A 20955-nucleotide genomic window follows, 5' to 3' on the forward strand; every position below is an offset into this window, starting at 1 on the left:
CACCTGCTCCAGCGTGCGTACCTGCGCCTCGTTCATGTCGATCACCATCGATTCGATGATCGATACCCCGCGCTTGCTGACCCTGGTGGGCCGCACGGCCCACCAGCCTCTCGCCCTCTCCAGGCTCATTCCTCGTTGGAATCTCGCATCTGGCTCCAGGCTCACACCTCGTTGGAAAAGACTCTCTTGCACTGGCCAGCCAATCTCTGCTATAGTGCAAGACTTGCTTGAACGCACCGGAGTGGTAGTTCAGTTGGTTAGAATACCGGCCTGTCACGCCGGGGGTCGCGGGTTCGAGTCCCGTCCACTCCGCCAAATGTTCAATGCAAGAGGTTCTCGCGGCACAGCAGTGGTGCCACGAGCAGCTGCAGATCGATTGAGCCCCGCGAGGGGCTTTTTTGTGCCCGCTTCGAGAACTTTGCCGCAGCATGCCGTGACGCAGACGGCCTTGTCGGACGACTTCCTACAGTGCGTCGCGACATCGACCGACCTTCTGAATCGATGGTCGCCCAAAGCGCTCCAAGCTGTACCTGTCTAAGCTCTGATCATCGAATCCTGATGCATGAGAGCGAGGCCAACATGTCCTGCACCCAGAGGTCGAGCGAATCCGCAGCCCACTACGAACTGCGCTTCGATTCGCTGTTCGTCGAAGGTCGCGGCATGTCCTTTCCCTGTGATGCCCGTGGTCAGGTCAACCTCGACAAGCTCAGTGACCGCGCACGTTGCAACTACTTGTATGCTCGTGCAGTGGTCGGCCGCGAGTTCCGCACGCCGGCCGTGCGGCTCAGTGACCTGCACTGAGGCGCCAGGCGGTCAATCCAGGAAGGCGTCGGCCCCGGGCAGACGCGCGCGCAGGCGCAGGTCGTCACCGACGATGTCATGCGCCACGAATCGCAGGCCCACGGCTTGCGTCAGATTCACCAACGGCGCCCAGGCGGCGATGTCCCGCCCCGGGCCTAGCAGCTTCGGCGCCAGGTAGGCCAGGACCTCGTCGGCATGGCCGCCAGCCAGCAGGGCGGCGTTCAGCGTGGCTCCCGCCTCGACATGCAACTCGTTGATGCCCCGTTCGGTCAATTGACTGATCAAGGCAGCCAGATCCACCTGGCCGCTCGCATTCGGCAATAGCAGTACTTCCGCGCCTTGCCTGCGCAGCGCCTCAGTCTTCTCCGGGTTGGCCATGGCCCCCACGACCAGCACGTGGCCCGGGGGCTGCAGGATGCGTGCAGTCGGGGGCAGGCTCAGGCTCGAATCGAGTACCACCCGCAAGGGTTGGCACGCACAGTCGACCAGGCGCACATCCAGGCGCGGGTCGTCTGCCTGCACCGTGCCGATGCCGGTGAGGACGGCACCAGCGCGCTGGCGCCAGCGGTGGCCATCCGCCCGCGCCACGGGGCCCGTGATCCATTGGCTGGTGCCATCGGGCAGCGCGGTGCGGCCATCGAGGGACGCAGCCACTTTCAGGCGCACCCAGGGCCGGCCGCGCAGGATGCGCGAGAAGAAGCCGATGTTCAGTTCGCGGGCCTCGCGAGCTGTATCGCCATCGGCAAGGTCGACCCTGATGCCGGCCGCACGCAGCCTCGCGATGCCCTGGCCTGCAACCTCTGGGTAGGGGTCCTGGGTCGCGACCACCACGCGCGCCAAGCCGGCGGCTACCAGTGCGTCGCAGCAAGGCGGGGTACGGCCGTGGTGCGCGCAGGGCTCCAGGCTGACCCAGGCGGTGCCGCCGCGCAGATCATGGCCGGCGGCCATGGCGCTGCGCAAGGCCATCACCTCAGCATGCGGCCCACCAGCCTGCTGCGTGAAGCCTTCGCCGGTCAGCAGGCCGTTGGCATCGTGCAGCACGCAGCCGACGCGCGGGTTCGGTTCGGACAGGCTGATTGACTGGTGCGCCAGTTGCACGGAGCGCTGCAGCAGCGCGTGATCAGCCTGGCTCAGTGGCATGCGATACCCGGTGCTGCCGAAAAGGCTGTCAGGGTTGGTGTTGCAGCGTGTTGGTGTTGACCAGGTCGCCCGCAGCGGGGTTGACGGCGACGTCTGTGGGACAGGTCTTGCTGCCCTCGATCACCAGGAAGTTCTGGTTGATCAGGTTGCCTGTGACCATGCGGCATGCAGGCGTGCCCGCCGCTGTGCCGCAGCCAGCCGTCCACTTGGAGTAGATGGCAGGGTGGTCCGGGTTGTCCGCATATTGGTTGGTTGAAGGCGTGTAGCGGCAGACACGGTAGGCGTCGGCTGCCGCGCCGACGGACCAGTTGGCGCTATTGCCTTCACTGAAGGCCAGCGGTACCACCGTGGAGGTGCCGGCCCAAGCGTTCGTGCCATCGTTCCTGGGATAGATGATGCAGAAGTATTGAACCGTTGACTGACTGTTGGCGGCGGCCGATGTGGCGGGCGAATCGGCGAAACAGCGCGGCGCTTTTGTGTGCCCCGCGACCGGATCGGAACCGTCGTGTGCCAAATCCACGTCGAGGTTCAGTGCTGGCCAACGCGGGTCCTCGGAATCGCCGGCGACCAGGGTGTAGCCCGCCGGATCCGCTGCGTCGAAAGTCGCAATGGTCTGCGGCGGCGCCAGCGCCGTACAGGTCGTCAGATCAGCTGTCGTGAGCGTCAGACTGGTTTTGGCGGCCGCCACGCTGCAACGCGAGATGACCTGCTTCAGGGTGTTGTCGATGACATAAGCCACCTCGCCGCCAGGCACTGGCTTGTACACACTGGTGCCGTTGAGCAGATCCTGGCTGACGCCGCGCAGATTGAAGCGCACGAAGCCCGCCAGCAACTGCGCATTCGTGGCCTCGCAGCCGCTCAGGTCGCTGGTCGTGAGGGTACTCGACGAAGTGCCGACGACTACGACGCAGACGCTGGTGATCACCCCCGTGGTGTTGTTGAACACCCAGGCCACCGTGCCACCCTCGGTAGGCTTGAAACCGCTGGTCTGATTGCCGAGATCGCCCGCCCGAACCGGAATGGTGGGATGGCGGTTCTTGCTTTGCCCTGCGATGGTCACCTTCTTCACAGCCGATACCAGGCCGGACAAGACCGGCGCAGCGCGGGCCAACACATCGCGCAAGATCACATGGCGCTCTTGGCCCTGGCGGTCATCCCAGCTCACCATGACCTTGACGGTTCGGTGCAGACCATCGGCCTGACCGAACATTTGCCGGGAAAGCGTGTATGTCGTGTTGGATTCCGGCAGCGTGATGGTCTGCGCCCCTGGTGCCAGGGCCAGGTTGTCGTAGTCCGCGACCGTCACGAAACTGCGCAGCTCTTCAATCTCCTGCTCGGCAATGCGGGTCGCCTCGGCACGCTGCTTCGCCAAGTCGGCATTCACGCGCAGCGTCGTCTGCACGCCCACCAGCGCCAGCATGCCAAAGGCCATCACGGCCATGGCAATCAGCGCTTCGATCAGCGTGACGCCGCGTTGAGAAAACTTCGGTCGATGCGACATCATGATCAGTATTGAATGCGCCAGCTGCCCGGAACCCGGACGAAGGAGCCGTAACTTTGGCGCAGTCGCCGCACGACTCCCTGGTCATAGGCGAACGTCGCGTTGCCCGACCCGGTGTAGCTGCCGATGGCGACAACGGCGCCGATGACCGTGCCGCCTCCGGCAGTCCAGATCACGTTGCCGCCGCTGTAGATCGCTCCATAGACCGTGACCGGCGCAGAGAACGTGAGATTGCCGGTCACGACAATCATCACCGGCTGGTTGGCCGAGCCGAAGGTGGCGGCCACGTCGAACGTGAGGTTGCCGTTGATCCAGATGACACGGGTTGGATTGGAAATCAGCACTGGCGCCAGATTGGTGGACGACGTGCAGCCGCCGCCACAGGCCACTTTCACCGCAGCGGGTTGTTCCTGGTAGTCCGCCGGCATCATGCCGAAAAGGGCCTGGAAGAACGTGTCCGAGCTTGCCGCCATCGTGTTCATTTCGGCGTCGTTCCGCAACAGCAGATCGGCTGCGCTGCCCGCCGGACCCACCGTTTGGATTGCGGTGAGGTCCGTGATATCGCCGCCGGCGTGCAGCGCCACACCGGTGCTGGGGTCCGGGTTGCTGGCGCGCAGTGTCGATGCGGGAGCCTGGGTGATCGCGCCGCCAACGGTCAGGGGCGCCACAGGTGCCACGGGCAAGGCACTCACGAGCCCCAGCGCCACGTTGATGCCGGCCTGCGCATCGACTTCGGTCAGGTTGTTGGTGTCAGACCGGTGGCACGATGAATCCGAATTGACGTTGCTCGCATCGATCTGCCCCTTCAGCGCGGCTGTGCAGCCTCGCACTGTCAAGGGAACAACGCCAGGGTAGGCCTTGACACCAGCTTCAGTGGAAGGGACGCGCTCCAGTGTGATCCTGAAGACCACCGGCGCTTCGGCTCCGGAAACGGGCAAGGCGACCGTCGGGCCATTCGGACAGCTGCAGTTCCACCCGGTTTCGCTCATCACGCAGCTGGGCGTTGGTGTCACGTTGCCCGAGGCGCTCGGCCAGAAAGAGGTGGTGAACGCGCCGTCGACGCCGAGGTTGAGGTAACGCGAGCGAAAGTCTGTGTTCCCCCCGGCAACGCCGACGCAATCTTCGCCAATCGTGCCGCCGTTGAGCATCGCCAGCGCCCAGTCGACACCGGCCTCGGCCACAGTCAGTGCCTGGGCGCTGCGGAAGCTGTTGGCCGAAGTGCGTTGCTCGAAGATCAGGTTGCGGTTGGTGTAGGCCGCGACCATGGCCATGACGAAGAACAGCACCATCACGATCGTGAGGGTTGCCATCCCTTGGGCTGGCGCTGGCGTGAATCGCAAACGTGCTGCGTTTGTCGGCGTCATTGGCACACCTGATCGTTGCGCAAGCGCACAGTGCTGACAAGGCTGCGCTTGACGCTGTCGTCGTGGACTGCCTCCCCGGTGATCGACAGGACGACATCGCGCACGAACAGCGCACTTGCGGCGCCACACCCGGCGCTGACGGGCGCGCACGGAGGGCTAGCACAGACCGGCAGGGGCACTGTCGTCGTGTTGATCTGGGCCGTGAATGCGGTCACCCGAACCACGCTGGGATCGGTCAACGCCTGCCAGTTGCCACCACCCAGATTGGCCTGGATAACGTCCGCCGCGAGCTTGAATCCGCTCTGCTCGTCGGCTTCCGCTGCGTTGGACTCGACGCGGCTGAGGTCGTGGTCGTGCGAGTAGGTGTAGGTGATCATGTTGACCGGATTGGCGTCCATTCCGGCGGACCGGTAGGGGTTCTGCACGACGGTCTTGTCTGGCGACACCATGGTGTAGGCATTCGACCAATAGCCGCTTCGCCGAACGTCACGGGAGATGATGTCCATCGCGGCCCGCAGATCTTGCTGAATCTGGGTCTCCAGCAACAGGCGACGGTTGTCCGTGATCTGGTTGGTCACCACCATCGCCGCACCTGCCAGCACAAACATGCCAACGGCAATGCCGACCAGCAACTCGATGATCGACAGGCCGCGGGAGCGCGACACGATCGCGTGACGCGTGATGTGTGGCATCACGGTGCGCATGACGGAAATCCGGCCATGGAGGAGCCTGCAGGAATACACACCGAGGGTCGCTGAACCAGTGCCGAGGTCGCCACGACAAGGGTCTTCGATCCACCATCCGAGATGGTTACCGGCACCCCGGCGGTCAGGCTGAACCGGGCGTTCTCGCCAAATTCCACGAAGTTGTTGGGTGGTGCTGCCGGCATGATGGTCACGCCTGACACAGCCGGCACGGTCACGGTCTTTACCTCGGACAAGCCCCTGCCGTTGCAGGCGGTGCCCGCCGGCAAGGTGCAATCACACTCTTGGAACAAAATGCCTCGACCGGTGTGCACCGTGTAGCAGGTGAGCGAGGGGCTGCTCTTGAAGCTGACCCGGATCGCGAAGTTTCGGGTGATGGATTCGGACCGGGCCAACTGCAGATCCGTCACCAGTTCGGACGCGATGGCCTTGACGCGTTGTTGGATGATCCACTCACGCAACGATGGCACGCCGACCGCAAGAAGGATCGCCAGAATGGCGATGCCCACCAGCAACTCCATCAGCGTCATGCCGCGTGCGTGGTTCGTGTTGCGCATCGCTTTCACCGCGCCCAACACGGGTTGTTTGGCGAACTGACGAAGCTTGTGCCGTCCGAGGACGATGAGTAGACAAGATCTGTCCCTGACATCGCAACAGTCAGGAACTTGCACTGCGTGTCGCTCGCCTGGACACCGACTGCGGTTGCCTTGATCAGGTATGCCGTGCCGCTATTCGCGAGTGTGATCACCAACGTGTAGTGCCCATCCGGCGAGGACAGCGACGTGTTCAGGTCGGCGGCGCTGTCGGTGTACGCCGAGTGGTTTGAGCGCCAGCGCTCCATTGCCTGTTGTACCCGGATCAGGCCTGCCGACGCATCCGCCCGGCGGCCTTTGTAGATCGACTGCATGAAGGCTGGATAGGCAATCGCGCCAAGAATCGCGGCGATGGCAACCGCAACCAGAAGTTCGATCAGCGTGACACCGATCACTCGGCGCAATGGGCGGACTGGATGTCGCATGGCGCGATTATTGGCACGGATGAAACACGCCGACGAACAGCTACCTGCCATTCATCCGGACAGGCCGACCGTCTATCGCCGACTCCCCTGAGCTAGGGGGCTTCAGCAGGCCTTGATGCCGGCAGATGCACCTTGCGGCGAGCAGGAGCGCACGCGTCCCATGATATTGACGATCTGGTGGACCGCGCGTCCCTGGCTGTCCGCCAGCTTCAGGGTTGCCGTGGGCGTAACGGTGCCGCGCTTGGGATCGAAGACAATCGAAACCTTCGTGGTGGTCAACCGCACCGAGCCATCATTGCGCTGTTCCGCCACGCGCAGGACACGGGCCTCACCCGTGCACTGCACCTGACTCTGGCCCATGCAGGTGCACTCATGGGCGCTGCCGGTGTGCAGCACATAGCAGCTGCTGTTGCCCAGGACCTGGGTATCCAAGCGCACCGGCCGCTGTGTCGCGACGGCTTGAGAGCGGGCGTACTGGATGTCCGTCTCGAGCTCGGCGGCCGTCGCGTGCAGCGCCTGCTTCAATTGCCAGCTCTTCATGCTGGGCGTCGCGATGCCCAGCGTGGTGGCCAGCACCGAGACGACACACAGGGTTTCGATCATCGTCAGGCCGCGCTGCAGGCGGCGGCTGATGGCGAGACCTGACAGGCGAATGGCGGGGGTGCGAGACATCGAGCGCTCCGTGAAAGGGAATGCGCTCACTGTAGAAATTCAGGCCCGTCGCCGCGTCGCCCTGGAGGGGGTGTTCAGGCTTTGGCGAAGGGGGCCCCCTTTTGGGGGGGGCTCAGATGTCGCGGATCAGCTGCCGGAACTCGTCGACGTCTTCAAAGCTGCGATACACCGAGGCAAAGCGCACATAGGCCACCTTGTCGATGCGCTTGAGCTCGCGCATGACCAACTCGCCCAGCCGGGCGCTGGGCACTTCGCGGGCGCCGGAGGCGAGCAGCTTGTCCTGGATGCGCTCCATCGCTGCATCCACCTGCTCCACGCTGACCGGCCGCTTGCGCAGAGCCAGCATCATCGAGCCGCGCAGCTTGATGGGGTCGTACTCGGTGCGCGCGCCGTCCTTCTTGACGACCGCCGGCATTGCGATCTCCGCGCGCTCGTAGGTCGTGAAGCGCTTGTCGCATTTCAGGCAGCGCCGGCGCCGGCGGATGACATCGCCTTCATCCGATTCGCGGGTCTCGACAACCTGCGTCTCTTCGTGGCTACAGTAGGGGCAGCGCATCAATGCGGCGGACTGTTGCGCTGCCCGGCCGCGCTCAGCGGTAGACCGGGAAGTCCCGCGTCAGGGCCGCTACCTTGGCACGCACCGCGGCGATGTTGGCTTCGTCCTGCGGCTTGTCCAGCACATCGGCAATCAGGTTGGCCGTGGCACGGGCCTCGACTTCGCCGAAACCGCGTGTCGTCATGGCCGGTGATCCGAGCCGGATGCCGCTGGTGACCATCGGCTTCTGCGGATCGTTCGGGATCGCGTTCTTGTTGCACGTGATGTGGGCCTGGCCGAGCAGATTCTCGGCTTCCTTGCCGGTGATGCCCTTGGCCCGCAGGTCGACCAGCATCACGTGGCTCTCGGTGCGGCCCGAGACGATGCGCAGGCCGCGCTGCACCAGCGTCTCGGCCATCGCTGCGGCGTTCTTCACCACCTGCTGCTGATAGACCTTGAACTCGGGCGACAAGGCCTCCTTGAATGCGACGGCCTTGCCGGCAATCACATGCATCAGCGGTCCGCCCTGGATGCCGGGGAAGATCGCGCTGTTGATCTGCTTGGCCACCGCGTCCTTCATCAGGATCAGGCCGCCACGTGGTCCGCGCAGCGTCTTGTGGGTGGTGGAAGTCACCACGTCGGCATGCGGCACCGGATTGGGGTACACGCCAGCAGCGATCAACCCTGCGTAGTGCGCCATGTCGACCATGAAATAGGCGCCGATGTCCTTGGCCACTTTCGCGAAGCGCTCGAAGTCGATGCGCAGCGAGTAGGCCGACGCGCCGGCAATGATCAGCTTCGGCCTTTCGGCATGGGCCTGGCGTTCCATCGCGTCGTAGTCGATGGCCTCGCTCGCATCGAGGCCGTAGCTGACGACCTTGAACCACTTGCCGCTCATGTTGAGCGGCATGCCGTGCGTCAGGTGGCCGCCTTCGGCCAGGCTCATGCCCATGATCGTGTCGCCCGGCCGCAGCAGGCCGAAGAACACCGCCTGATTGGCCTGCGAGCCCGAATTGGGCTGCACATTGGCATTTTCTGCGCCGAACAAGGTCTTCAGCCGGTCGATCGCCAACTGCTCGACGACGTCCACATGTTCGCAGCCGCCGTAGTAGCGTTTGCCCGGGTAACCTTCAGCGTACTTGTTGGTGAGCTGCGAACCCTGGGCCTGCATCACCGCCGGCGACGCATAGTTCTCCGAGGCAATCAGCTCGATGTGCGCTTCCTGGCGCTCGTTCTCGGCCTGGATCGTGGCCCACAGATCGGGGTCGACGTTGGCAACGGTGGAAAAGGAACGGTCGAACATGATGGGCAGTCCTCGATGAAGATGATGTCCTGCGCGCTGCCAGCGCCACATCTCGGAGGACGGGGCCGGCGACGACAGACTGCCCAGGCGAACGGCTGACAAGCCAGCGGCGCACACATGCCGCCGGTCGCGCTCCACGGTGGTGATCCACCTCGGGCCGGAGAGGCCCTATCGCCAGTCGCGCGAAGCTGAAGTGTAGCGGAGGCTCAGCGCAGCAGGGCGATCCGTTCCGCGCCGGGCTGAGATGAGGCCGGTTCGGCCGGATTCGCGGCCGCCGGCAGGATGACGGGCACTGTGGCCGGCACGGCGGAAGGCAAGGGCGCGTTGATCGCGACGGCCTTGCCATCGGCCACGCGGCGCAGGTTCAACTGCTCGGCCAGCACCTTCACGACATAACCGCCGTCTTCACCGAGGTTGGCCGCGCCCACGTAGTGACGCAGCCCGGCTTCGAGCCCCCCAGCGCGGGCAATGCATTCCTTCAGCACCTGGACACCAACGCGCAGGTTGGTCACCGGATCGAAGGCCGCACGGGTGCCGCCAAAAGCCACGTACTTGTCATCGTGAATGTGGGTCATCACCTGCATCAGGCCCTGGGCGCCGACGGGGCTTTGCGCAAACGGGTTGAAACTGGACTCGATGGCCATCACGGCCAGGATCAAGGTCGGGTCGATGCCCACGCGCTGACCCACCTGCCAGGCTTCCTGCACCAGCGCCCCCACGGGTTCCGGGGCGACGCGGTAGCGCTTGGACAGCCACTTCACCACTGCCGTCTGTTGCCGGGGCAAGGCGCTCAAATCCACCGCGGTGGCGCGGGTGACCGCATCCGGCTGCGCCAGTTCGGCCATCAAGGGCGCTGGCTCACGCGCTTCCTGGCGGGCCTGCAGCCAACCCAGCGCGTGCTGCTCGATGGTGTCGCGCACATCGGCCCGACCGCCGGCGAACACCGCCGCGGCCACGACACACAGGCCCAGCAGGGCCAGCGAGTTGTGGCTCACCTCGAGCAGCCCGGCGCCCACATCGCGCACGAACACATGGACGGACTGCACACCCTGCCGAAGCAGGGCCCGCAGTGTCGAAATCGCTGTCATGACTTCCTTTCCGCATCGACACACCACTGCCGCCAGGTCAGTGGCCCGGCTGGCCGAAACGGGTGACGACGATAATGGGCCGCTTGCTGGAAAGGCCGCAGGATTGCGGCGCCAGCACGGCTCTGGCAGCGTGTCGCTCTTCCATCCCAACCAGGAAGAGCACGGGGAAACCCTGAATCAATCAGGTCTGGCGGATTCTAGGAAGACCGGAAATAACCGGTCAAGTATATAAAACGCTTCTCTAATGCAATTTCCGCCATGAAATATCGTGATCTGCGGGACTTCGCTGCGCAGTTGGAGCGCCTGGGCGAACTGCGCCGGGTGCCTGAACCGGTGTCTCCGGTGCTGGAGATGACGGCGCTGGCCGACCGTGTGCTGAGGGTCGGCGGCCCCGCGCTGTGGTTCGAGCAAACGGGGCCGACGGGCGTTCCGGTGCTGGCCAATCTGTTCGGCACGCCACGGCGTGTTGCTTTAGGGATGGGGGCCGACGCGGTCGGAGAACTGCGCGACATCGGCAGCCTGTTGGCCCGATTGAAGGAGCCAGAGCCCCCTCACGGACTGAAAGACGCCGGCCGTCTGGTGCAGATGGCCAAGGCCCTGTGGGACATGAAGCCGGTGCGGCGTCGCGACGGGCCCTGCCGCGAAGTCGAGCTGGTAGGCGATGACATCGACTTGGCCGCCTGGCCCATCCAGACCTGCTGGCCCGGGGATGCCGCGCCGCTGATCACCTGGGGCCTGGTGGTCACGCGGGGTCCGCAGCAGGGCATCGCCAAGCCGCGGCTGCGCCAGAACATCGGCATCTACCGACAGCAGGTGATCGGCCGGCGCGAAGTGATCATGCGCTGGCTGGCGCACCGCGGCGGCGCACTGGACTTCCGCGAGTTTGCGCTGGCCCGGCCCGGCCAGCCCTTCCCGATCGCGGTGGCCCTGGGCGCTGACCCGGCGACGACGCTGGGCGCGGTGACGCCGGTGCCCGACAGCCTGTCGGAGTACCAGTTCGCCGGCCTGTTGCGCGGCAGCGCAACCGAGCTGGTCGATTGCAGCGTCGGCGAGCCGGGCAAGCCGCTGCAGGTGCCGGCGACGGCCGAGCTGATCCTCGAAGGTCATATTCCCACAGCCCCCCCCGGATTCAAGGGGGTCAGCGACCATGGTGTGCCGCTGCGCGAGCAGGGCGGCTACCTGCAGGCGCTGGAGGGGCCCTACGGCGACCACACCGGCTATTACAACGAGCAGGACTGGTTCCCGGTGTTCCGCATCGACCGGCTGACGCACCGGCGTGATCCGGTCTACCACTCCACCTACACCGGCAAGCCGCCCGACGAGCCGGCCGTGCTGGGTATGGCACTGAACGAGGTGTTCGTGCCCATCCTGCAGCGGCAGTTTCCGGAGATCGTCGACTTCTACCTGCCGCCCGAGGGCTGCAGCTACCGCATGGCGGTGATCGCCATCCGCAAAAGCTACCCGGGGCATGCAAAGCGGCTGATGTTCGGGCTGTGGAGCTTCCTGCGCCAGTTCATGTACACCAAGTTCATCGTGGTGACCGACGACGACGTGAACATCCGCGACTGGAAGGACGTGGTGTGGGCCATCACCACCCGAATGGACCCGGTGCGCGATACCACGCTGGTGGCCGAAACACCGATCGACTACCTGGACTTTGCTTCGCCCGTCAGCGGCCTGGGCGGCAAGATGGGGCTGGATGCCACCCACAAATGGCCCGGTGAGACGACACGGGAATGGGGCCGGCCCATCGTGATGTCGCCTGAGGCCGATGCGCGGGCGGCGGCGCTGTTCGACCGCCTGATGTCGTCTGGCTGAAAGAAATGCACGCGAGCGAGCTTGAAAGCCAGCGCCCCCTGCACTAAGGTTGAGGGGCCTTGTGATCAAGGCATCAACCGTTGCGCACTCTCTGCGCTACAGGAGCCCTGGACCCACTACCTCCGGAGCTCCATATGGTGGCTGGTTGCCACCCACCCCTCCGCACCGCAAGGTTCGGAGGGGTTTTGATTTCTGGGTCGACTGGCGTGGTTCCACCGGAACGCCATTCAAGCGCCGAACAGCAGCCCCAGGGCCTCACGCAGCGTCAGACGCACCTGTGCAAAACCCTCTTGTGTCGGCATCCAGTTCAGTGCCGGTCGATCCACCCCTGAGGCCAGCCCCATCGGGGCCGGAATGATCTGCATCACGTGCTTGTTGCGCCGGGCGGCCTCTTCGAAGGCCCGCAAAGCGCGCGGCATGTGCCAATCGTGGGTCACGACGATCACATCGGTGATGCCCTGCGTGGTCAGCAGGTTCAGGCTGGCGGCAGCGTTCTCGCGCGTATCGCGTGATGTAGTTTCGACCCAGCGCAGCCGCCGGCCGTAGTCGCGCTCTGCGATGCGGGCCGCGATGTCGGCTTCGGCGGGGCCGGGCAACTGCGACAGGCCGGTGCCGCCTGTGAACATGGCCGGCGCGTTCAACTGGCGGGCCAGCCACAGCCCGTAGTGCAGACGCTGCATCGATCGTGCCGACAGATGGGCCTCGCGGTACTCCGGCGCCAGCGACTCGCGGCCGCCGCCCAGGATCAGCACCACCACCTTGCGGCTTGCCGATTCGTGGCGCAGCGAAGCGATGCGCGCCTCGCTCAAGGCGGCGGGTGGACGCAGCACCCAGCGTTCCAGTGCGTTGCCGACGCCCGCGCAGCAGCTCAGCCACAAACCCGCCACGCTGAACAGCAACAACACGGCACCGGCACCGCCGCGGCGGCCGGAGGCCAACATGCGGCCGGCGATCAGCACCAGCAACAGCAGTGGCACCGGCGGCAAGGCCAGCGCAGTTGCCAGCGGCTTGAGTCCGGACAGTCCGAGTGTGGCCAAGAGACTGTCCAAGCGTTTGACTCCGGTGACGAACGGGGCGCATTGTGACGCCATCCCCCTGGACACTGTAAGAACTTCGGCTGCCGGTCGACAATGAAGCTTGCCCCCCAACGCGCTGACAGGATCGCCCCATGAGCACTGAAACCATCACACTGGCCGGCGGCTGCTTCTGGTGCCTGGAGGCGGTGTACGAACAGGTCGATGGCGTGTTGGCCGTCGAATCCGGCTACAGCAACGGCCAGTTGCCGTCGCCGACCTACGAGCAGGTCTGCCGTGGCGACACCGGCCATGCCGAAGTGGTGCGTGTGCAGTTCGACCCGGCCCGCATCAGCTTGCGGGAAGTGCTGGAGATCTTCTTCGTGATTCACGACCCGACGACCTTGAATCGCCAGGGCAATGATGTCGGCACGCAGTACCGATCGGGCATCTACTGGCATGCGCCGGAGCAGCAAGCCGTCGCGCGCGAGGTGCTGGACGAAGTGAACGCCGCCAACAAGGGTCGCGTGGTGACCGAGTTGGCGCCCGAGGCGTCGTACAGCGCCGCAGAGGCCTACCACCAGCACTACTTTGCCAACAACCCGGGCCAGGGCTATTGCGCCTTTGTCGTCGCGCCCAAGGTCGAGAAGTTCCGTCGCACCTTCGCGGCGCGTGTCCGGACCTGAGCGCCCGTGCCGGAAGGCATTGCCAGGTGCCAAGAGGCCGATCTTCAGGCCCCGGAACACGGCGGTACACTGCCCGCGAAGCCCTGCATGGCCGCGGGTGGCACGGTTTTCATTGGGTGATCGATGGAACAGGTATGGCGTCAGGCGCCGACACCGGCCGTGCGCGTGCGCACCGGCGCAGGCAGTTCGCGCTGCGAGTTCAATGACGCTGCGTTGCACTGGCGGCGTGACAGCGGGCTGAGCGTCGCCGAGATCGAACAGCTCGCGGCCGGCCTCGAAACACCAGGCGATGCCGACCGCCTGCTGGGCCCCGATGGGCACCGCGTGCGCTGCCGCGTGGTGGCGCTGACCGACGGTCGACTGATCTGGTTCGTGCCGGATGCCGTGCCCCAGGCCAAGTGGGACGATGACCGTGCGCTGATCGAACGGGCGCTGTACATGTCCGATGTCGGCGTCTGGTGGGTGGATGCGGACATGAAGCGCATCCACTTCATCCGCCGGGGTTCGGCCGGGCTGGGCGCCAGCGGCGACAGTGCCAGCATGGCCTTGGCCGACCATCGTGCGCAGATGCACCCCGACGACATCGAGGGCATCTCGCACGCGGCGCGACAGGCCTTGTCCGAAGACCGGGTGGCCGACGCGATCGTGCGTTACGCGATGCCGGCAGGTGGCTGGCGAACCTTGTTGACGCGGCGCGTGGCACACCGCGATGCCGATGGCCGCTTGCTTGGCCTGTTGGGCGTTTCGATCGATCTGAGCGACCTCGCGGCCGAGCGTGGGCGCAGCCTACGCCTGTCGGAACGCATGCGCCTGGCGGCTGAAACTATCGGCCTGGCCTTCTGGTCGCGCAACATCGACACCGGCGTCGGTGAATGGGACGACCAGATGTACCGTTTGCATCACCGCGCGCCGCAGGAGGGGCCGCCCAGCTTCGAAGAGTGGTTGTCGCGGCACGTGCACGCGCGGGACCGCGACTGGATGCGCGAGCGCCAGCTGCTGTCCAATGCCAGCTGGCCGCAGGTGGATGACCTGGTGTTTCGCATCCCGGTGCCGGGCAGCGAGGCGGTGCGCTGGATTCATGCCCGCTCGCGCCAACTGCTGAACGACGGGCAGCGCATGGCGGTGGGCGTGCACGTCGATGTCACCGAGCAGGAATTGGCCCGCCTGGCCCTCGCGCACGAGCGTGAACGGCTCGGGTTCGTGCTCGAGGCGGCCGGCGTCGGCGTCTGGGAGCGGCGCCTCGATGGCCGGCCGTCCTACCTCAGCGAGGTCGGCTTTCACTTGCGCGGGCGTGAGCCTTCGCCGGCGCCGGTGGAAGACGTGCTGGCCGAGTCCACCGAGCCGGCCGACCTCGGGCGGTACGCGCAGCTGCTGCAACATCACATCGAGCAGGGCGGGACCTTCCGCCATGAATATCGCGTGCGCTGGCCGAACGGCGAGCAGCGCTGGTTGGCTTCGTTCGGCCGCGCGGTGCGCGACGCCGCGGGGCAGGCCAGCTACGTCGCCGGCGTGGACATCGATGTCACCGAACGCCACCTGGCCGAGGGCAAGGCGCGCGAGACGCAACGGGCCGAGCAGGCCAGCCGCGCGAAGACCGAATTCCTGGCGCGCATGAGCCACGAACTGCGCACGCCGCTGAATGCCGTGCTGGGCTTCGGCCAGCTGCTGTTGCATGACACCGAGGACGAACCCAGCCCGCGCCAGCGTGACCGCCTGCTGCGCATCGAGACGGCGGCGCGCAAGCTGCTGGCCATGATCGAGGAAGTGCTCGAGCTGACCAGCGACCCGGGCGAGCCTTCGGACATCGTGCTCGAACCGGTGCCGATCGACGAGGTGGCGGCCGACTGCCTGGCGCAGGCCGAGGCCGCGGCGCGCGAGGCTGGCGTCGAATTGCGCTGCGGCCCGCGTCCGCTGCCGGGCGAGGTGATGACCGATCGATTGCGCCTGACCCGGGTTCTGGGCCAGTTGCTGGACAACGCGATCCGCTACAACTGGCCCGGCGGCCATGTCGAGCTGCGCAGCTGGACGCAGCTGCGTGAGCGCGCGCCCGGCTGGGTGCTCGCGGTGCGCGACAGCGGCCGCGGCATGCGGGCCGAACAGCTGCGTGCGGCCTTCGAGCCTTTCCAGCGCCTGGGTGTCGAGCACGAAGCCATCGATGGCCCCGGCATCGGCTTGACGCTGGTGCGCCGGCATGTCGAACGGCTGCAGGGCAGCGTGGAGGTCGACAGCCGGCCGGGCCTGGGCAGCGAGTTCCGCGTCTGGCTGCCCCAGGCGGTGCCGGCGGCCGCTGGCGCGGTGGTCCATGCCGCCGACGAGCCCGGGCATGAGGCCCACGGCCTGCGCCTGATGTGCGTCGAAGACAACCCGGTGAACCTGCTGCTGCTGCGCGAGGTCTTCGGCATGCGGCCGGCGGTGGGTGTGCAGATGTGCGAAGACGGTTCGAGCGCGATGGCCTGCGCCGCGACTTTCGATCCCGATGTCGTGCTGCTCGACCTGCAGCTGCCCGACTTTCCGGGCACCGAAGTGATGCAGCGCCTGCGGGCCGACGAACGCCACGCGCGCTGCCGCTTCATTGCGCTGTCTGCCAACGCGATGCCGGACGACGTGAAGGCCGCGCGCGACGCCGGCTTCGACGATTACTGGACCAAGCCGATCGACGTGCGGCGTTTCCTGGCATCGATTGATGCGCTGGTCACGCAGGTTGAGCGTGGCTGAGGGCCGGCGCGCTTGAACTCAGGGCGCCAGCCGCTCGCGCACCCAGCGCCCATCCTCCAGCCGGTAGCGCAGGCGGTCATGCAGGCGGCTGCGGCGGCCTTGCCAGAATTCCCAGCGGTCCGGCACCAGCCGGAAGCCGCCCCAGTGCGGCGGCCGCGGCGGCGACAGCACGAACTGCGCGGCATAACGCGCGGCATTGGCCACCAGCACGGCGCGCGAGCTGATCACCTCGCTCTGCGGCGAGGCCCAGGCGCCGATGCGTGAATCGAGCGGCCGCGACGCGAAGTACGCATCGGCCTCGGCATCGCTGAAGAGATGCACCGCGCCTTCGATGCGCACCACCCGTTCCAGCTCGACCCAATGGAACTGCAGCGCCGCGAAAGGATGCGCGGCGATGTCGCGGCCCTTGCGGCTGTTGAAGTTGCTGTACCAGGCGATGCCGCGCTCGTCGTAGCCCTTGATCAGCACCAGGCGCGTCGACGGGCGACCGTCTTCGCCGACCGTGGCCAAGGTCATCGCGTTGGGTTCGGGCAGTTGGGCCGCCAAGGCCTGCTTCAGCCAGGTGTCGAACTGGCGCAAAGGTTGCTCTTCCGACGCGGATTCGTCGAGTTCGGCACGTTCGTAGCTCTTGCGCAGGCTGGCGATGTGGGGATCCATCGTCGCAGTATGCCGCGCGCTCGTACGGGTTGACCCGGGCGTTGGGTAGCTCCCTACGTGGAAGGCCTTAAGTGATCCTCCGACTGTTGTAGAGGCATCGCCGCCTCCATGCTAGAGACAGATCATGAAAGCACACCCTGTCGTCATCGTGCTAGCCGCCGGCCGGGGCAGCCGCTTTCGCGGCCACGAGCACAAGCTGAAGCAGGACCTCGGCGAGCAGAGCGTGCTCGGGCAGACCATTGGCCACGCCATCGCCAGCGGCCTGCCGGTGGTGGTGGTCACCACCGAGCCGCTGGCCGGCGAGTCGGCGCGCTGGGTGGCGCGGCGCGATGTCGTGGTATTGCCTGAAGTGGGCGCCATCGGCCAGTCCGGCCTGGGCATGGGCTACTCCATCGCCGCCGGTGTCGCCGCCCGGCCCAACGTGCCGGGCTGGCTGGTGCTGCCGGGTGACATGCCGATGGTCGCCCCCGGCACGCTGATGGCGGTGGCCGGCCTGCTGACGCAGCACCCGGTGGTGTTTGCGCAGTACCGCGGCCGTCGCGGCCATCCGGTGGGCTTCTCCGCCGAGTTGTTCTCCGACCTGGTGCAGCTGACCGGCGACGAAGGCGCCCGCCGCGTGGTCGCGCGCTACCCGTCGATCGGGCTGGAAGTGGATGATCCGGGCGTGCTGGTCGATGTCGACACCGTCGACGACCTGGCTGCACTGCGGGCCGGCTCCCGGGCGGCGCCGCCGGCCGCGCAGAACGTTCCCTAGGTCGGGCAGAGCCCCTGGCGGCTGGCCAGCGCGACCAGCCGTTCGATCTCCCGGTCGCGCACCTGCTGCGCGCGCAGCGCATGCGCCGTCTGCAGCAGATAGTCCAGCGTGCTGCCGTAGCGGCCCTGGGCATGGCGCAGGATGTGCAGCATCTGCGCATCGTCGATGCGGCCGGTGAAGCTGGGGCTGCGGCGGCTCAGCGTAAACGCCAGCGCATGCACAACCCCGCCGTCGGTCTGGCAGGCCAGCCAGCGCGGGTCGTACACGCCGGTGGGCATTTCACGGCCCCACAGCCGGCTCAGCTCCGCATCGGCCTGCGCCCGCGGGATGCGGAACACCACGCCGCGGCACATGCCGCCGGAGACCAGCGCGAACACCAGCCCCGGCTGCTCGGGCGAGCCGCGGTTGATGCGCGAGCGCATCCTGAACGCGCGATGCCAGCCGCGCACCCAGGCCGGGTGGTGCTCGGCGGCATCGAACTCCGGCCGCCAGATCAGCGAGGCATAACCGAACACCCACAGATCGGACTGCCCGCCCCACTCGGCCCGGGTACGCTCCAGCAGCGGCAAAGGATCACGCAAGGGCTTCAACATGGTGCGGGTACGAAGCATGCCAGAAGCCCGCTGCAGAAGCCCGTCAATCGACTGGGGTATGTAACCGGGTTACTTGATTCAACAAGCATGGGTTACCATTCCATCATGAAGACACGCATCGCCGACATCACCGGGCGTATCCGCGAACGCAGCGCGGCCTCCCGGCGCGACTATCTCGCCCGCATCGACGCCCTGGCGCAGCGTCCACCGGGCACCGAACGCATGGGCTGTGCCAACGTGGCCCATGCCTTTGCCGCGATGCCGGGCGACCAGCGCCTGCGCATCGTCGCCGAACGCGCGCCCAACCTGGCGGTGGTGACGGCCTACAACGACATGCTGTCGGCCCACCAGCCCTACGAAAGCTACCCGGCACTGATCCGCGACGAAGCGCAGCGCCGCGGTGCCACGGTGCAGGTGGCGGGCGGCGTGCCGGCGATGTGCGATGGCGTGACCCAGGGGCTGCCGGGCATGGAGATGTCCCTGTTCTCGCGCGACACCATCGCGATGGCCACCGCGATCGCCTTGACGCACGACGTCTTCGACGGCGCGCTGCTGCTGGGCATCTGCGACAAGATCGTGCCGGGGCTGTTGATCGGCGCGCTGCATTTCGGCCACCTGCCATGTGTCTTCGTGCCCGCCGGGCCGATGTCATCGGGCCTGTCGAACAACGACAAGGCCAAGGTGCGCGAACAGCATGCGCAAGGGCTGGTCGGGCGCGACCAGCTGATGCAGGCCGAGCAGGCCGCCTACCACGGCGCCGGCACTTGCACGTTTTACGGCACGGCCAACAGCAACCAGATGCTGCTGGAGGCGATGGGCCTGCATGTGCCCGGCGCGGCCTTCGTGCATCCGCACGATGCGCTGCGCGAAGGGCTGACGCGCGAAGCCGTGGGCACGGTGTTGAGTCTGACGAAGGCGCAGCGCTACACGCCGATCGGCCGGCTGGTCGACGAGCGGGTGATCGTCAATGCGATGGTCGCGCTGCTGGCCACCGGGGGCTCGACCAACCACCTGATCCACTGGGTGGCGGTGGCGCGTGCCGCCGGCATCCATATCGACTGGACGGACTTCGCCGAACTGTCGGCCGAAGTGCCGTTGCTGGCGCGGGTCTACCCGAACGGCAGCGCCGACGTGAACCAGTTCCAGGCCGCGGGCGGCACCGGCTTCGTGCTGCGTGAGCTGATCGACAGCGGCTGCGTGCATGCCGACGTGGCCACCGTGGCCAGCGGTGGCCTGGCCGCCTACGGCCAAGTGCCGCGGCAGGAGGAAGCCGGTCTGCGCTGGCACAGCCTGCCGGCTGACAGCGCGGATACCTCGGTCGTGCGGCCGGCGGCGGCGCCGTTCTCGGCCTCCGGCGGGCTGAAGCTGCTGACCGGCAACCTCGGCCGCTCGGTGATCAAGGTCTCGGCGGTACCCGAGGATCGCCATGTCGTCGAAGCGCCGGCCATCGTGTTCGACAGCCAGGAAGGCTTGCAACGGGCCTTCAAGGCCGGTGAGCTCGAACGCGATTTCATTGCCGTGGTGCGCTTCCAGGGCCCGCGCGCCAACGGCATGCCCGAGTTGCACAAGCTGACACCGCCGCTGGCCGTGCTGCAGGGCAAGGGCTTCAAGGTGGCGCTGGTCACCGACGGCCGCATGAGCGGTGCGTCCGGCAAGGTGCCGGCCGCCATCCACGTCAGCCCCGAGGCACTGGCCGGCGGGCCGCTGGCGCGTGTGCGCACCGGCGATCGCATCCGCCTCGACGCCGTGCAGGGCCAGCTCGACGTGCTGATCGACGATGCGCAATGGGCTGCCCGCAGCGTGCAAGTCATCGATCCGGCACACGCCGTCGACAATGCCCATGGCCTGGGCCGCGAGCTTTTCGGCGGCATGCGCCGCAATGTCACCAGCGCCGAAGAAGGCGCCATCACCTGGTTGTGAGCACCCCATGATCGACACCCTGAGCCTGGCCAGCCATGGCCCCGTGATTCCCGTGATCGTGCTGAGGCGCATTGCCGATGCCGTACCGCTGGCCGAAGCCTTGCTGGCCGGCGGCGTCAAGGTGCTGGAGGTGACGCTGCGCAGCGATGTCGCGCTGGCCTGCATCGAGGCCATCGCCAAGGCGGTGCCCGAGGCGCTGGTCGGCGCCGGCACCATCCGCTCGGCGGCCGATGCGAGGGCCGCCCGCGATGCCGGCAGCAAGTTTGCCGTGAGCCCCGGCTACACGCGTGAGATCGGCGCCGCCTGCCGCGAACTGGGCCTGCCGCTGCTGCCCGGCGTCGCCACTGCCAGCGAGGTGATGACGGCGCAGGCCGACGGCCTGAACTTCCTGAAGTTCTTCCCGGCGCAGCAAGCCGGTGGCATCGCCATGCTGAAGGCGCTGCACGGGCCGTTCCCCGACGTCGTGTTCTGTCCCACCGGCGGCATCACGCCGGAGACGGCACCGCAGTTCCTGGCACTGCCCAACGTCAAGGTCTGCGGTGGCTCCTGGCTGACGCCGGCCGATGCGGTGGAGCAGGGGGACTGGGCGCGCATCACCCAGCTCGCGCGCGCGGCTGGAAGATAGGCCCCCCGAAGCGCCTTCGGCGCCTCCCCCAGGGGGCGACGCCGGCGG

At 66.7% G+C, this 20955-nt stretch carries 20 protein-coding genes, 1 tRNA gene and 1 riboswitch; of the genes, 8 read left to right on the top strand and 13 right to left on the bottom strand.

Translation table 11 applies throughout. The features are described from left to right. The first annotated feature begins 238 nt into the window (after positions 1–238). Positions 239–315, top strand: a tRNA-Asp gene (locus VLK61_RS25245). Between the two features lie 243 nt (positions 316–558). Next, positions 559–801: a hypothetical protein gene (locus VLK61_RS25250; RefSeq protein WP_325425187.1), complete on the top strand. Its 243-nt coding sequence runs from the start codon at positions 559–561 to the stop codon at positions 799–801. A 12-nt stretch (positions 802–813) separates the two neighbouring features. On the opposite strand, the gene ribD is transcribed toward VLK61_RS25250, so the two are convergent. The 10 genes from ribD to VLK61_RS25300 form a co-directional block, all read right to left on the bottom strand. Next, the gene (gene ribD, locus VLK61_RS25255; RefSeq protein WP_325425189.1) at positions 814–1941 is read right to left on the bottom strand and encodes a bifunctional diaminohydroxyphosphoribosylaminopyrimidine deaminase/5-amino-6-(5-phosphoribosylamino)uracil reductase RibD; all 1128 of its coding nucleotides are present in this window, start codon (positions 1939–1941) and stop codon (positions 814–816) included. A gap of 28 nt (positions 1942–1969) precedes the next feature. Next, positions 1970–3442, bottom strand: coding sequence for a type IV pilus modification PilV family protein (locus VLK61_RS25260; protein WP_325425191.1), 1473 nt, complete (start codon positions 3440–3442; stop codon positions 1970–1972). A gap of 5 nt (positions 3443–3447) precedes the next feature. After that, the gene (locus VLK61_RS25265) at positions 3448–4752 is read right to left on the bottom strand and encodes a pilus assembly PilX N-terminal domain-containing protein (RefSeq protein WP_325425193.1); all 1305 of its coding nucleotides are present in this window, start codon (positions 4750–4752) and stop codon (positions 3448–3450) included. 50 nt (positions 4753–4802) lie between these two features. Beyond that, entirely contained in the window at positions 4803–5510 is a 708-nt protein-coding gene (locus VLK61_RS25270) for a PilW family protein (protein WP_325425195.1), read from the bottom strand. After that, positions 5498–6067: a pilus assembly FimT family protein gene (locus tag VLK61_RS25275; RefSeq protein WP_325425197.1), complete on the bottom strand. Its 570-nt coding sequence runs from the start codon at positions 6065–6067 to the stop codon at positions 5498–5500. The genes VLK61_RS25270 and VLK61_RS25275 overlap by 13 nt, the downstream gene beginning before the upstream one ends. Before the next feature lie 5 nt (positions 6068–6072). Beyond that, entirely contained in the window at positions 6073–6528 is a 456-nt protein-coding gene (locus tag VLK61_RS25280) for a type IV pilin protein (RefSeq protein WP_325425199.1), read from the bottom strand. Positions 6529–6630: 102 nt separating this feature from the next. Further along, the gene (locus VLK61_RS25285; protein WP_325425201.1) at positions 6631–7200 is read right to left on the bottom strand and encodes a GspH/FimT family pseudopilin; all 570 of its coding nucleotides are present in this window, start codon (positions 7198–7200) and stop codon (positions 6631–6633) included. A gap of 112 nt (positions 7201–7312) precedes the next feature. After that, positions 7313–7756: a transcriptional regulator NrdR gene (nrdR, locus tag VLK61_RS25290; protein WP_325425204.1), complete on the bottom strand. Its 444-nt coding sequence runs from the start codon at positions 7754–7756 to the stop codon at positions 7313–7315. A gap of 34 nt (positions 7757–7790) precedes the next feature. Further along, positions 7791–9038, bottom strand: a complete 1248-nt coding sequence (gene glyA, locus VLK61_RS25295) for a serine hydroxymethyltransferase (RefSeq protein ID WP_325425206.1) — start codon at positions 9036–9038, stop codon at positions 7791–7793. A gap of 74 nt (positions 9039–9112) precedes the next feature. Beyond that, a riboswitch (ZMP/ZTP riboswitch) is annotated at positions 9113–9230 on the bottom strand. Between the two features lie 14 nt (positions 9231–9244). Continuing rightward, positions 9245–10126 carry a lytic transglycosylase domain-containing protein gene (locus VLK61_RS25300; protein WP_325425208.1) on the bottom strand — a complete coding sequence of 294 codons (882 nt, stop codon included), beginning with the start codon at positions 10124–10126 and terminating at the stop codon, positions 9245–9247. A gap of 258 nt (positions 10127–10384) precedes the next feature. Between VLK61_RS25300 and VLK61_RS25305 the strand changes: the two genes are divergently transcribed. Beyond that, complete coding sequence (locus tag VLK61_RS25305; RefSeq protein ID WP_325425210.1) at positions 10385–11944, top strand: UbiD family decarboxylase domain-containing protein; 1560 nt, start codon at positions 10385–10387, stop codon at positions 11942–11944. 227 nt (positions 11945–12171) lie between these two features. Here the strand turns inward: VLK61_RS25305 and VLK61_RS25310 are convergent, their stop codons facing one another. Further along, complete coding sequence (locus VLK61_RS25310) at positions 12172–12981, bottom strand: YdcF family protein (protein WP_325425212.1); 810 nt, start codon at positions 12979–12981, stop codon at positions 12172–12174. Positions 12982–13112: 131 nt separating this feature from the next. Between VLK61_RS25310 and msrA the strand changes: the two genes are divergently transcribed. Beyond that, entirely contained in the window at positions 13113–13643 is a 531-nt protein-coding gene (msrA, locus tag VLK61_RS25315; protein WP_325425214.1) for a peptide-methionine (S)-S-oxide reductase MsrA, read from the top strand. Between the two features lie 123 nt (positions 13644–13766). Beyond that, entirely contained in the window at positions 13767–16358 is a 2592-nt protein-coding gene (locus VLK61_RS25320) for a PAS domain-containing protein (RefSeq protein WP_325425217.1), read from the top strand. Positions 16359–16376: 18 nt separating this feature from the next. Here the strand turns inward: VLK61_RS25320 and pdxH are convergent, their stop codons facing one another. Next, on the bottom strand, positions 16377–17015 hold the full coding sequence (pdxH, locus tag VLK61_RS25325; RefSeq protein ID WP_325425219.1) for a pyridoxamine 5'-phosphate oxidase: 639 nt from the start codon (positions 17013–17015) through the stop codon (positions 16377–16379). 124 nt (positions 17016–17139) lie between these two features. On the opposite strand from pdxH, the gene VLK61_RS25330 reads away from it, so the two are divergent. Then, positions 17140–17769, top strand: coding sequence for a nucleotidyltransferase family protein (locus VLK61_RS25330; protein WP_325425221.1), 630 nt, complete (start codon positions 17140–17142; stop codon positions 17767–17769). Here the strand turns inward: VLK61_RS25330 and VLK61_RS25335 are convergent. After that, positions 17766–18380 carry a gamma-glutamylcyclotransferase gene (locus VLK61_RS25335; protein WP_325425223.1) on the bottom strand — a complete coding sequence of 205 codons (615 nt, stop codon included), beginning with the start codon at positions 18378–18380 and terminating at the stop codon, positions 17766–17768. The genes VLK61_RS25330 and VLK61_RS25335 overlap by 4 nt on opposite strands. A gap of 87 nt (positions 18381–18467) precedes the next feature. Between VLK61_RS25335 and edd the strand changes: the two genes are divergently transcribed. After that, on the top strand, positions 18468–20282 hold the full coding sequence (edd, locus tag VLK61_RS25340; RefSeq protein WP_325425225.1) for a phosphogluconate dehydratase: 1815 nt from the start codon (positions 18468–18470) through the stop codon (positions 20280–20282). A gap of 7 nt (positions 20283–20289) precedes the next feature. Next, positions 20290–20907 carry a bifunctional 4-hydroxy-2-oxoglutarate aldolase/2-dehydro-3-deoxy-phosphogluconate aldolase gene (eda, locus tag VLK61_RS25345; protein ID WP_325425227.1) on the top strand — a complete coding sequence of 206 codons (618 nt, stop codon included), beginning with the start codon at positions 20290–20292 and terminating at the stop codon, positions 20905–20907. The last annotated feature ends 48 nt before the right edge of the window (positions 20908–20955 follow it).

This window comes from Aquabacterium sp., assembly GCF_035476535.1.
In the GTDB taxonomy this organism is placed as follows: Bacteria; Pseudomonadota; Gammaproteobacteria; order Burkholderiales; family Burkholderiaceae_C; genus Pseudaquabacterium.